1 pseudogene is annotated in these 363 nt (G+C 67.2%); it reads right to left on the bottom strand.

The annotated features are described in order from the left end of the window. A pseudogene (locus AC1DDG_RS21785) lies at positions 1 to 363 on the bottom strand (inositol-3-phosphate synthase); the annotation flags it as partial.

The following is a 363-nucleotide window of genomic DNA, read 5'->3' as shown; positions in this document are numbered from 1 at the left end:
GTCCAGCGTGACGCCGCGGTCTTCGAAGAGCTTGGCCATGACGCGGTGCGTGATGGTCGCGCCGATCTGGCTCTTGATGTCATCGCCCACGATCGGAACGCCGGCGGCGGTAAACTTGTCGGCCCATTCCTTGGTGCCGGCGAGGAACACCGGCAGGGCGTTGACGAAGCCCACGCCGGCGTCGATGGCGCACTGTGCGTAGAACTCCGCGGCCTCCTGCGATCCGACGGGCAGGTAGCAGACCATGACGTCAGCCTTGGCGTCCTTGAGGGCCTGGACCACGTCGACCGGCTCGGCCGGGGACTGCTCGATGGTCTCGAGGTAGTACTTGCCGAGGCCGTCCAGGGTGTGGCCGCGCTGCAC

The sequence above is a fragment of the Arthrobacter sp. 10L430 genome (assembly GCF_056395245.1).
This window is presented reverse-complemented; position numbering and strand designations above follow the sequence as displayed.